The organism is Streptomyces sp. Y309, assembly GCF_056712025.1.
Genome location: NZ_CM160048.1, coordinates 8,106,478 through 8,119,053, shown reverse-complemented (window position 1 = coordinate 8,119,053; position 12,576 = coordinate 8,106,478). Strand labels below are relative to the sequence as shown.

Below are 12,576 nucleotides of genomic sequence, written 5' to 3'. Positions count from 1 at the left end.
GGCGCGGGAGTCCCGGCCCCGCCGCGGGCCGGGGCTCCCGCGCACCCCCACACCCCCACACCCCCAAGGACCCCCATGCCTGAAGTGCCTGTGCCCCGCGCGCACAGAGCGCGTGCGCTGCCCGCCCTCCTCGGCCTCCTGGCCGGGCTCCTCGCAGGCGGCCCGCTCTCCTCCCCCGAGCGGGCCGCCGCCCACCCCCTCACGACCACCGCCGCATCCGCCACCGCCGCCGAGCCGTACACGTGGAAGAACGTACGGATCGACGGCGGTGGCTTCGTCCCCGGCATCGTGTTCAACCGCACCGAGCGCAATCTGGCCTACGCGCGCACCGACATCGGCGGCGCCTACCGCTGGCAGCAGTCCACCAAGTCCTGGACGCCCCTGCTCGACTCGGTCGGCTGGGACGACTGGGGACACACGGGCGTGGTGAGCCTCGCGTCCGACTCCGTCGACCCGGACAAGGTGTACGCGGCCGTCGGCACGTACACCAACGACTGGGACCCCGGCAACGGCGCCGTCCTCCGCTCCGCCGACCGCGGCGCGACCTGGAAGAAGGCGGACCTGCCGTTCAAGCTCGGCGGCAACATGCCCGGCCGCGGCATGGGCGAGCGCCTCGCCGTCGACCCGCACGACAACCGCGTCCTCTACCTGGGCGCGCCCAGCGGCAAGGGCCTGTGGCGCTCCACCGACTCCGGCGCCACCTGGTCGCAGGTCACGAACTTCCCCAACGTCGGCAACTACAAGGAGAACCCGAACGACTCCAGCGGCTACGCCTCCGACAATCAGGGCATCGTCTGGGTCACCTTCGACGAGTCCACGGGCACGGGCAGTGGCAAGACACAGACGCTCTATGTCGGGGTCGCCGACAAGGACAACGCCGTCTACAAGTCGACGGATGCGGGCGCCAGTTGGTCCCGCGTCGCCGGCCAGCCCACCGGCCATCTCGCGCACAAGGGCGTCCTGGACGCCGAGAACGGCTATCTGTACCTGGCCTACAGCGACAAGGGCGGCCCGTACGACGGCGGCAAGGGCCAGGTGTGGCGGTACGCCACGAAGACCGGCGAGTGGAAGAACATCAGCCCGGTCGCCGACGCCGACACCTACTACGGCTTCAGCGGCCTGAGCGTCGACCGTCAGCACCCGGGCACCGTCATGGTCACCGGCTACAGCTCCTGGTGGCCGGACACGCAGATCTTCCGCTCCACGGACAGCGGCGCCAACTGGACGTCCGCGTGGGGCTATTCGTCGTATCCGAACCGCGAGAACCGCTACACCATGGACGTCTCGTCCGTGCCGTGGCTGTCGTGGGGCGCCCACCCGCAGCCGCCCGAGCAGACCCCGAAGCTCGGGTGGATGACGGAGGCACTGGAGATCGACCCGTTCGACTCGAACCGGATGATGTACGGCACGGGCGCGACCGTCTTCGGCACGGAGAACCTCTCCAACTGGGACAAGGCAGGGTCGAAGTTCACGATCACGCCGATGGTGAAGGGCCTGGAGGAGACTGCCGTCAACGACCTCGCCGCTCCCCCGTCCGGAGCGCCCCTGCTCAGCGCGCTCGGTGACATCGGCGGCTTCCGGCACACGGACCTCACCAAGGTGCCGCCGCTGATGTACACCTCGCCGAACTTCACCACGTCCACGAGCCTGGACTACGCCGAGTCCAACCCGAACACCGTGGTGCGGGCCGGCAACGCGGACGCCGCGCCGCGCGTCGCCTTCTCCACGGACAACGGCGCGAACTGGTTCGGCGGCCAGGAGCCTTCGGGTGTCACGGGCGGCGGGACGGTCGCGGCGGCGGCCGACGGCAGCCGCTTCGTGTGGAGCCCGGAGGGCGCCGGCGTGCACACGGCGTCCGGGTTCGGCTCGTCGTGGACGGCCTCGTCCGGCATCCCCCAGGGCGCCGGCGTCGAGGCGGACCGGGTGGACCCGAAGACGTTCTACGGCTTCAAGTCCGGGACCTTCTACGTCAGCACGGACGGCGGCGCCACGTTCACGGCGAAGGCGTCGTCGGGGCTGCCCGCCGAGGGGAACGTGCGCTTCCAGGCCGTGCCCGGCAAGAAGGGGGACATCTGGCTCGCGGGCGGCAAGACCGGCGGCACGTACGGCCTGTGGCACTCCACCGACGGCGGTACGAGCTTCACCAAGGTCACCGGCGTGCAGGAGGCCGACACCATCGGCTTCGGCAAGGCGGCGCCCGGCGCCTCGTACCAGACGCTCTACACCAGCGCGAAGATCGGCGGCGTGCGGGGCATCTTCCGCTCCACGGACGCCGGGGCGAGCTGGGTGCGCGTGAACGACGCGGCGCACCAGTGGGGCTGGACCGGCGCGGCGATCACGGGTGACCCCAAGGTGTACGGCCGGGTGTACGTCTCGACGAACGGCCGCGGCATCGTCTATGGCGACACCGCGGCCGAATAGCCGTACGCAGTTGACGAGTTCAGCGAGTGGCGACCGTGGGACGTGGCGCGGTCGCCATTCCGTTTCCTATGTGGAAGCTCGGGTGCGGGGGCTGGTTGTAGGCGGTGTTCTGCCAAGCCAGGGCCGTGCGGTACTGGGTGTCCTGGAGCAGGGTCGTGATCCTGGTGCTGGTCTGGTGCGGGGTCGAGTAGATCCGCAGGGCGCGGTTGTCGGAGGTGCGCCAGACGACTTCCTCACGCCAGTCGCCGAGGATGTCGCCGGACAGCGCCGGGGTGGACTTCGAGCCGTTGTTGCTGGAGACAGAGGCCCCGGTCAGGAGGCGGGTCTCGCCGCCCGTGCCGTACTTGTCGACGCGGGTGCCGTCGAGGAGCTCCCGGGTGGTGTCGCCGTCCCACCAGCTCACGAAGTTGATGCTGGACGGCTCGCGGCCGACGGAGCCGCCAGTGGGCGAGCGCAGGGTGGAGTCGGCGGCCGACCAGGACTCGGCGCCCGGGGAACCGGCGTGGATGTCGGCGCTGACGCCGCGCCCGTTGTCGCTGCCCGACGCGGTCTGCCACAGGATCTGGCCGGTGCGGGCATCGGCCATCCACGAGCCGGGCTTGGAGCTGTCCTCGGAGACCTTGAAGTACTCCAGGCCCGCGCGCGAGGGGTTGAGGTCACCGACGTGCCCGGCGTCGCCGTGCCCGAGCTTCGTCGTCCACAGGCCGTTGCCGTTGTCGTCGACGGTCATCGCGCCGTAGACGATCTCGTCCTTCCCGTCCTTGTCGACGTCCGCGATGGACAGGCTGTGGTTGCCCTGCCCGTCGTAGCCCTTGCCCGCGTTGGACGAGGACTTGGTGTCGAACGTCCAGCGGCGGGTGAACTTGCCGTCGCGCCAGTCCCAGGCGGCGATGACGCTGCGCGTGTAGTAGCCGCGCGCCATGATCAGCGAGGGCCGGGAGCCGTCCAGGTAGGCGGTCCCGGCGAGGAAGCGGTCCACGCGGTTGCCGTAGTTGTCGCCCCAGTCCGCGACGTTGCCGCGGCCCGGCACGTAGTCGACGGTGCCCATGGCCGCGCCCGTCTGCCCGTTGAACATGGTGAGGAACTCGGGCCCCGAGAGCACATAGCCGCCGGAGTTGCGGTGATCGGCGGACGCGTTGCCGATGGCCTTGCCCTTGCCGTCGACGGTGCCGTCCGCGGTCTTCATCGCGACCTCGGCCTTGCCGTCGCCGTCGTAGTCGTACACCTGGAACTGCGTGTAGTGGGCGCCCGAGCGGATGTTCCGCCCGAGGTCGATCCGCCACAGGCGGGTGCCGTCCATCTTGACGCCGTCGATGATGGTGTTGCCGGTGACGCCGGACTGCGAGTTGTCCTTGGCGTTGGTGGGCTGCCACTTCAGTACGAAGTCGAGCGCGCCGTCGCCGTCCAGGTCGCCGACGGACGCGTCGTTCGCCTCGTACGTGTAGCCCGAGCCACCCGCGGGCGGGCTGATCGGCACGTCCTTGTAGCCGCTGCGGAACTGGACGGCGTGCACCGAGTCGCCCTGCTCGACGCCGCCGACGACCGCGCGGACGGTGTAGTCGGCCGAGTTGGGCGCGCCGGAGTGGAAGTAGTTCGTCGAGCCGGTGATCGGCGTGGAGTTGACCTTCGTGCCGCCCCGGTAGACGTTGAAGGCCACGTCGTCCGGGTCGGAGGCGAGCCAGCGCCAGCTGACGAGGTTGCCGCTGCCGTTGTGGACGCTGACGACGCCGCGGTCGAGCTTCTCGGCCTGCCGCGCGGCGGGCGCGGCGTTCGCCTCCGACGACGAGCCGGGCAGCGCGACGAGCCCGGCGGCGCCGAGGGCACCGACGGCCAGGGCGGCGCACAGCAGGCTCTTGGGCCTGCGTCTGCGGTGGTGAAGCGGGTTCTGCACGGGTGCCTCCCGTGTTGCGGGTTGGGGGTTCACACCGTCAGTTGCCGCCGATGAAGGGGGAGTTGCCGCGTGGCACGTCACAGAACGTGCCACGCGGCGGGGTGGTCAGCCGCGGCGGGCGTGGTCAGCCGCGCCGGAACACCGCGACCGTGCGCGCGGGCACGTGGAACGTTCCGGAACTGCGCGCGTACGAGGCCGACTTGACCACCTCGTCGGCGCCCCGAGCCTGCACGGGGTGCAGCGAGTACGCCGTGCCTTCGAGCGCCGCGACGCGCTGCGTGCGCTCCTGCGGGGTCGCGTTGAAGACGACCACCAGGTCGCCGAGGCGCATCGTGATCACGCCCGGGGTCTCCCCGGGGGTGCCGGACAGCGGGAAGGACAGCGCCTGCTGCACCTGGCCGGTCGTCGCGAGCGAGAACGCCGGCTCGGTGGCGCGGAGCTTCAGCAGGTCCCGGTACGCGGCCGACGCGCCCTCGATCTCCGCGCAGCCGGGCGACAGCGCTTCGGAAGCCAACAGCGGTTTGCCGTAGGGCCACTTGTCCTTGTTGTCGGCCGCCGGCGGCAGCCCCCGCCCGAAGCCGTTGCCCTCACGGCAGTCCCAGTGGATCGCGTTGAACCAGTCCCCGCTGTCGTAGGAGTTGCGGTCGAGGGACTTGGAGCGCAGCAGGTCGCTGCCCGCCTGGTACAGCGCCGGGCCCTGCGAGAGCGTCGCCGTCGCCGACGCGAGGACCTGCATCCGGGCCCGGTCGGCGGCCGACGTCCCGCGGGGCAGCTTGAAGGCGAGCGCGTCGTACAGCGCCTCGTTGTCGTGGGCGTCGGCATAGGCGAGGGCGTCACCGGGGGCGGCGGCGTAGCCCGCGGGGGCGCCGTTGTAGTCGACGTCCGCGCCCGTGACCTTCCGGCCGCCGGAGTCGGTGAAGGCGAATCCCGCGAGGTTGCCGGTGAGGCCGACCTTGATCAGGTCCTGGTAGCGCAGGAGGCGGGCCTTCTGCTCGGCCGGTGTGCCGTTCGCCTTGGACGCGTTGGGGTCGGTGTACAGGCCGCTCGCGAAGCCCTGGACGCCGGGGTCCTCGTCGAACGGGCCGCCGCCGCGCACGGCGTCGCGCGCCCGGTCGGAGAAGGTGGCGATCCCGGTACCCGCCATGTTCCGCTGCGTGGCCTGCTCGAACCGCGCGTCGTCGGCGATCTCCCCGAAGTTCCAGCCCTCTCCGTAGAGCACGATCTTCTTGCCGTCGACGCCGTCCTTCTTCGGCGTCAGCGCGTCGAGGGCCTTGCGGACGGCGAGGATGTTGGCCTTCGGGTGGTGTCCCATGAGGTCGAAGCGGAACCCGTCGACCTTGTACTGCTTGGCCCAGGTGACGACGGAGTCGACGACGAGCCTGCCCATCATGGCGTTCTCGGGCGCGGTGTTCGCGCAGCAGGTGGAGGTGGCGACGGAGCCGTCGGCGAGCAGCCGCTGGTAGTAGCCGGGCACGATCTTGTCGAGGACGGACTTGTCGGCCTGGCCGCTCGCGACGGTGTGGTTGTAGACGACGTCCATGACGGTGCGCAGCCCGGCGCCGTTGAGCCCTTGCACCATCTCGCGGAACTCGACGGTGCGCCGGGTGCCTTCGGGGTCGCTCGCGTAGGAGCCCTCCGGGACGGTGTAGTGCAGGGGGTCGTAGCCCCAGTTGTAGGCGTCCTTGGCCGCGGTATTGCCGACGCACGCCTGCTGTTCCTCGGAGTCGGGTGCGAAGGACGCCAAGTCGCAGGCGGGCGTGTCCTGGTCGGACGGGCGCTCGGGGATGGTGCCGATGTCGAACGCGGGCAGCAGGTGGACGTACGACGTACCGGCCCGCGCGAGCTTGCGCAGGTGCCGCATGCCGTCGGACGTCCGGTCTGTGAACGCCCGGTACGTGCCCCGGTGTGCGGCGGTGCGGTCGTCGATCGAGAAGTCCCGGATGTGCAGCTCCTGGATCTGCGCGGCGCGCAGCGGGGTCGCGGGCGGCTTGCGCAGGGTGCGCCAGCCCTTGGGCGCGAGCTTCGGGTCGTCGAGGTCGACGAGCAGGCTGCGCTCCGAGTCGGTGGTGAGGGCTGTCGCGTAGGGGTCGGTGACCTTGTTGGTGACGACCTTCCGGACGCTCGGCGCCCAGACCTTGACGACGTACCGGTACGGCTTGCCAGTCCAGCTCTTCGGCCCGGCGGCCGACCAGACGCCCGAGGCCGCGTCCCGCCGCATCGACACGCTCCGGCCCCCGATCTCAAGCCTGACGTCCTGGGCCGTGGGCGCCCACACCGCGAGCGAGGGCCTGCCGCCCGTGAAGCCCGGGCCGAGGGCCGCCTTGGACGCGGCGGGGCTGTACAGGTCGTCGAGGACGCCCTGGGTCTGTACGCCGGTGGCGGCGCGCGGCTTCCCTCCGGCGGCGCGCTGTACCGCGACGACCTGGCCGGTGAGGGCCCTGCGGACACGGTCGCGATCGCGCGGGTCGACGCGGAAGGCGGCGTACGTCCGCAGGTGCGGGAACTTCGCCCGCTGGGCGTCGGTGAGGCCGCCGGGCACGGGGGCGAGCCGGATCCGCTGCGCCGAGCCGGTGAGTCGGCCGCCCTCGACGGCGATCCCACCGCGCCGCGCGTACACCAACTCCGTGGCGGCGCCCGCGCCGCTGTTCCAGGCGACGGTGTCCCGGTCGATCCACTGCGCCTCGGCCTTACTGAGGTCGGGGGCGCCGGCCGGGGCGGCGGGGTTGTTCTGGCCAGGCACCGCCGCCGCACCCGTGAGGGGCACGACGGCGGCGAACAGGACCAGGACCACGGCGGCGGCGGTGCGTCGTACGGAGCCGGTCACGGGGTGCGTTCTCCTTCGGTGTGGTGTGGTCAGCAGGACGGCTGCGGTCCGGTGGCGCCCTGAAGGGGCGCGGGGAACTGCGCGACCAGCCCCGACGAACCCGCAGACGCTGACGGGCCTGACGCGGCACATTCAGCAGCGCTGGGCACCGACATGCAGCGCGAGCGCAGTACCGGGCGCGACGGAAGCCGTAAAGCGGCCGTCACCGTCGACGGTGACAGTCCGCCCGCTCTGCACATCGCAGTAGCCGCCCGCCGGAAGCGAGGTCTGGAACGTACGGTCGAGGACCGAGCCCTCGTGATTGATGACGACGTAAGCCTTGTCACCACGGCCGAAGGCAATCGCATCGTTGCCGTTGTCCCACCAGTTGGCAACAGCCGCACCGCGCGCGGTGTTGCGCAGCTTGACCACGCTCCTGACCTCCGGCCAGGCGTGTTGGCACTTCCAGCCGTCGCGGTAACAGGCGTCCACCTGGCCGCCGTTCGGCGGCCCGGCGTCCCGGTCGGTGAACTCGTAGCCGGAGTGCACGTCCGGGGCGCCGTAGGGCCAGGCCAGCATGAACACGTGCGCCAGGGTGTGGCTCGCGCCGTCCTTGTACGTGAGGGTGTCACCGCCGCGCTCGGTGTCGTGGTTGGCGACGAACACGGCCGACTTGCCGGACTGCATGTAGCCCCAGCCCTCGCCGTAGTTCTTCAGGTACGCGAGCTTCTCGCCGGTGAACACGCGCTTGAGGTCGCGGGCGTAGCGGAACTCCTGGACGTCGCCGGTGCCGAGGTACTCGTCCGGCGAGACGGCCTCGCCCGCGCCGAAGATGGCCTCCTGCTTCCAGTAGACGTTCGGGTCGCTCAGGCGCGACTTGATGTTCTTCAGGTCGTCCGCGGCCATGTGCTTGGCGGCGTCCACGCGGAAGCCGTCGACGCCGAGGGAGAGCAGGTCGTTCATGTAGGCGGCGATGCGGCCGCGTACGTAGTCCTCGCCGGTGTCGAGGTCGGCGAGGCCGACGAGCTCGCACTCCTGGACGTTGAAGCGGTCCTGGTAGTTGGTGATCTGCGCGGTGCAGTTGTCGAAGTCGGGCCGCGAGTAGATGCCGGGGTAGTCGTACTTCGTGTACGAAGAGCCGCCGGTGCCGGTGCCGTTCCCGGCCGCCATGTGGTTGATCACCGTGTCGGCGACGACCTTGACGCCGGCGGCGTGGCAGGTGTCGACCATGTTCTTGAAGGCGGCCCGGTCACCGAGCCGGCCGCCGATCTTGTAGCTGACGGGCTGGTACGAGGTCCACCACTGCGGGCCCTGGATGTGTTCCTGCGGCGGCGACACCTGGACGTAGCCGTAGCCGTCGGGGCCGAGCCGGTCCGTGCACGCCTTGGCCACCGAGCTGAACTTCCACTCGAAGAGCACGGCGGTGACGTCCTTGGCGCCGGGCGGGGCGGCGGCCGCCTGCGGCGCACCGCCGACCAGGCTGCCGCCGACTCCGGCGAGCAGAGCGAGCGTCGCGGCCTGCGATCTGCGGCCGACCGAGGGCTTCGTGCGCGTACGACGGGTCACGGGGGCCTCCTGCACGGGTGACGTGGGGGGCCTTCGCGGGCAACGTGCCGTGCCCGGCAGGCCGTTGAAGGTTGTTGCAGCAAGATTGCGGCAGTGTTTTCGGTCGTGACCGTACGACCCTCAACAACCCCGGTCAACCCTCCGCGCGCCCTCAATCGCGGGACCGCCCCGGCCTGTTCGCCCTCAGTGCCGCGCCTGCGCGGTCGACCCGCGCACCACGAGTTCCGGCTGGAAGACGAACTCCGTGCGCTGCACGGGATTTCCGTTGATCTCCTCCAGGAGGGCGCCGACCGCCGCGGAGGCCATCGCCTGCACGGGCTGGCGCACCGTGGTCAGCGGCGGATCCGTGAACGCGATGAGCGGCGAGTCGTCGAAGCCCACCACGGAGACGTCGCCGGGCACGGCCAATCCCCGTTCCCGCGCGGCCCGTACGGCGCCCAGCGCCATCATGTCGCTGCCGCACACCACGGCGGTGCAGCCGCGGTCGAGCAGCGCGCTCGCCGCCGCGTGCCCGCCCTCGACGGTGAACAGCGTGCGCTGCACGAGCTGTTCGGCCTCCCCCTCCAGCAGGCCGACGTACTCGTGCAGCGCCGCCGTGAACCCCTCGGCCTTGCGCCGCGAGGGGACGTAGCGCGTCGGACCGATGGCGAGGCCGATCCGCTCGTGCCCCAGGTCCACGAGGTGCCGCACCGCCATCCGCACGGCCGCGCGGTCGTCGGGCGAGACGAAGGACACCGGGATGTGCTCGTTGTAGCCGTTGATGAGGACGAACGGCACCCCCCGGCCCGCGAGGGCGAGATAGCGCCCGGGGTCGGCCGTGGCATCGGCGTGCAGCCCGGACAGGAACACGATGCCGCTGACACCGCGCTCCTCCAGCTGCTCCACCAGCTCGTCCTCGGTGGCGCCGCCCGGCATCTGCGTACACAGCATCGGCGTGTACCCGTGCCCGGCGAGGACCTGCTCCACGACCTGCGCGAACGCCGGGAAGATCGGGTTGGTCAGCTCGGGGATCACCAGGCCGACCAGGCCCGCGCTGCGGCGTTTCAGGCGCAGCGGCCGCTCGTAGCCGAGCACGTCGAGCGCGGCGAGCACGCGGCGCCGGGTGGCGGCCGCGACGCCCGCCTTGCCGTTCAGGACGCGGCTCGCCGTGGCCTCGCTGACCTCGGCCTGGGCGGCGATGTCCGCGAGCCGCGGGGCGCCCCGGTCGGCGTCCCGCGGCGGCGAGGTCGTCACACCGCCCACCAGGCGGTGGTGTCGGCGGGCAGCACCATGTCGGCGGCGGCATCATCCGCGTCGCCGCGTACGTCGACGGGGCCGCTCGCGAGCAGCAGCCGGCCGGGGGCCGGCAGCCGCACGGCCTCGCCCGTGGTGTTCGCGGTGCACACGAAGTCCGCGCGGCGGAAGGCGAGTACGCCCTCGGGGGCGTCGGCCCACTCCAGCGTGTCGCCCGCGCCGAGCCCCGGCTGGGTGCGACGCGTCTGCAAGGCCTTGCGGTAGAGCTCCAGGGTCGACGCGGGGTCGCCGGTCTGCGCCTCGACGCTCAGCTCGCCCCATCCCGCGGGCTGCGGCAGCCAGCTCCCGCCGGTGCCGAAGCCGTACGACGGCCCGTCGACGGTCCACGGGATCGGCACCCGGCAGCCGTCGCGGAACCCGTCCTGCCCGTGCGCCCGGTGGAACGACGGGTCCTGGCGGACCTCGTCGGGCAGGTCGGTGACGTCGGGCAGGCCGAGCTCCTCGCCCTGGTAGAGGTACGCCGAGCCGGGCAGCGCCAGCATCAGGAGGGTCGCGGCCCGGGCCCGGCGCAGGCCGAGCGCGCGGTCGCCCGCGGTGCGGAGCTGGGTGCCGAGGCCGGGCGGGTTGGCGAACCGCGTGGCGTGCCGGGTCACGTCGTGGTTGGACAGCACCCAGGTGGCGGGCGCGCCGACGGGCAGCATGGCGGCCAGCGAGCTGTCGATGACCTCGCGCAGCTCCGCGGCGTCCCAATGGGTGCCCAGGTACTGGAAGTTGAAGGCCTGGTGCATCTCGTCGGGGCGTACGTAGTGCGCGGTGCGCTCGACGGTGGGCGTCCAGGCCTCGGCGACCAGGACGCGGTCGCCCGCGTACTCGGCGAGAACTCGCCGCCAGCTGCGGTAGATCTCGTGTACGCCGTCCTGGTCGAAGAACGGCATGGTGTCGTTGCCGAGCAGCTTCAGCTGGTCGTGGTGGCCGATGTCGGGGAGCCCCTCGGCCTTGACCAGGCCGTGGGCGACGTCCACGCGGAAGCCGTCGACGCCCATGTCGAGCCAGAAGCGCAGGATGGAGCGGAACTCGTCGCGTACGGCGGGGTGTTCCCAGTTGAAGTCGGGCTGCTCGGGCGCGAACAGGTGGAGGTACCACTCGCCGGGGGTACCGTCCGGGTCCGTGGTGCGGGTCCACGCCGGGCCGCCGAAGATGGACTCCCAGTCGTTGGGCGGCAGTTCGCCGCCGGTGCCCTTGCCGGGGCGGAAGTGGTAGCGCTCCCTCAGGGGCGAGCCGGGGCCCTCCTTCAGGGCGCGCTGGAACCAGTCGTGCCGGTCGGAGGAGTGGTTGGGCACCAGGTCCACGATGATGCGCAGGCCCAGGGCGTGCGCGTCCCGGATGACCGCGTCGGCGTCGTGGAGGGTGCCGAACATCGGGTCGATGGCGCGGTAGTCGGCGACGTCGTAGCCCGCGTCGGCCTGCGGCGAGGCGTAGAACGGGCTGAGCCAGACGGCGTCGACACCGAGGTCCTTCAGGTGCGGCAGGCGGGCCCGGATGCCCTCGAGGTCGCCCATGCCGTCGCCGTTGCCGTCGGCGAAGCTGCGCGGATAGACCTGGTAGATCACCGCGTCGCGCCACCAGTCCGTACGCGTGCCGGAGTCGGGGGCGGCAGGGGCAGCGAGATGCTGGGTCATGTGTTCCCTGGAAGGTCGAGTCTGTGGGCGGATCGGCGGAGCGGGGGGGCGGCACGAGGTCAGGACTGCCTCGCGCCGGAGTCAGGACTTCGTCGCGCCTGCGGTGAGTCCGGAGACCAGGTGACGCTGTACGAAGCCGAAGATCACCGCCGCGGGCACCGCGACGATCACGGCGGCGGCAGTCAGCGAGCCCCAGTCGCTGGTGTACTGGTTGACGAAGGTCTGCAGGCCGCCCGCGAGGGTGAGGTTCTCCTCGCCGGTCATGAAGGCGGAGGCGTAGGCGACCTCGGCCCAGCCGGTGATGAAGCTGTAGAAGCCGGTCACGGCGAGGCCGGGCTTGGCCAGCGGCATGATGAGCCGCCAGAAGGTGCCGAACGGATTGAGGCCGTCCACCCGGCCCGCCTCGTCGATCTCCACCGGGATGGTGTCGAAGTAGCCCTTCATCATCCACGCGGAGAACGGCACGGCGATCGTCAGATACGTGAGGACCAGACCGATCGGCTGGTTCAGCAGCCCGAAGCTCGCGAGCAGGTTGTACAGCGGCACGATGAGCACCGCGACGGGGAACATCTGCGTGATCAGCAGCAGCCACATCAGGGGCCGCATGCCGGGGAACCGGAAGCGGCTGACCGCGTACCCGGTGGTCGCCGAGATGAAGACGCCGATGACAGTGGTCAGGCCCACCACGAACAGGGAGTTGCCGACCCAGCTCAGGAACTCGGTGTCGTTCACCACGTGGTCGTAATTGCCGAAGGTGAAGTCCTTCACGATCGCCGTGGAGAACGCCTCGCTCTTCGGTTTGAACGACGTGACGAGCAGCCACAGCGGCGGCAGCACCGCGACGGCGCTGGCGATCAGCAGGGTGGTGTGCAGGGCCACGGACGCCAGCGGGCTGCGCTCGCCGCGCGCCCGGACCTTTCCCTTGTGCGCGGTCCCGGGTGACGCGTTCGGTGGCGCCTTCTGTGTCGTGGGGCTCTTCATGG

General features: G+C 71.3%; 6 protein-coding genes and 1 pseudogene. 1 reads left to right on the top strand and 6 read right to left on the bottom strand.

From position 1 onward, the window contains the following. Positions 1–75: 75 nt before the first annotated feature. Positions 76–2,421 (top strand): xyloglucanase, encoded by a 2,346-nt coding sequence (locus AC0KTA_RS33965; protein WP_481052021.1) that lies wholly within the window; start codon positions 76–78, stop codon positions 2,419–2,421. A 19-nt stretch (positions 2,422–2,440) separates the two neighbouring features. Here AC0KTA_RS33965 and AC0KTA_RS33960 read toward each other — a convergent pair whose 3' ends face one another. From AC0KTA_RS33960 to AC0KTA_RS33935, 6 genes and pseudogenes are all read right to left on the bottom strand, one after another. Further along, positions 2,441–4,312 (bottom strand): rhamnogalacturonan lyase, encoded by a 1,872-nt coding sequence (locus tag AC0KTA_RS33960; RefSeq protein WP_481052020.1) that lies wholly within the window; start codon positions 4,310–4,312, stop codon positions 2,441–2,443. Between the two features lie 124 nt (positions 4,313–4,436). Next, on the bottom strand, positions 4,437–7,136 hold the full coding sequence (pulA, locus tag AC0KTA_RS33955; protein ID WP_481052019.1) for a pullulanase-type alpha-1,6-glucosidase: 2,700 nt from the start codon (positions 7,134–7,136) through the stop codon (positions 4,437–4,439). Between the two features lie 135 nt (positions 7,137–7,271). Beyond that, positions 7,272–8,681, bottom strand: a pseudogene (locus tag AC0KTA_RS33950) (alpha-amylase); the annotation flags it as partial. A 183-nt stretch (positions 8,682–8,864) separates the two neighbouring features. After that, a complete protein-coding gene (locus AC0KTA_RS33945) occupies positions 8,865–9,923 on the bottom strand; it encodes a LacI family DNA-binding transcriptional regulator (protein WP_481052018.1) in 1,059 nt (352 codons plus the stop codon). Continuing rightward, positions 9,911–11,593: a glycoside hydrolase family 13 protein gene (locus AC0KTA_RS33940; protein WP_481052017.1), complete on the bottom strand. Its 1,683-nt coding sequence runs from the start codon at positions 11,591–11,593 to the stop codon at positions 9,911–9,913. The genes AC0KTA_RS33945 and AC0KTA_RS33940 overlap by 13 nt, the downstream gene beginning before the upstream one ends. 81 nt (positions 11,594–11,674) lie before the next feature. Then, complete coding sequence (locus tag AC0KTA_RS33935; RefSeq protein WP_481056659.1) at positions 11,675–12,574, bottom strand: sugar ABC transporter permease; 900 nt, start codon at positions 12,572–12,574, stop codon at positions 11,675–11,677. Positions 12,575–12,576 lie beyond the last annotated feature (2 nt).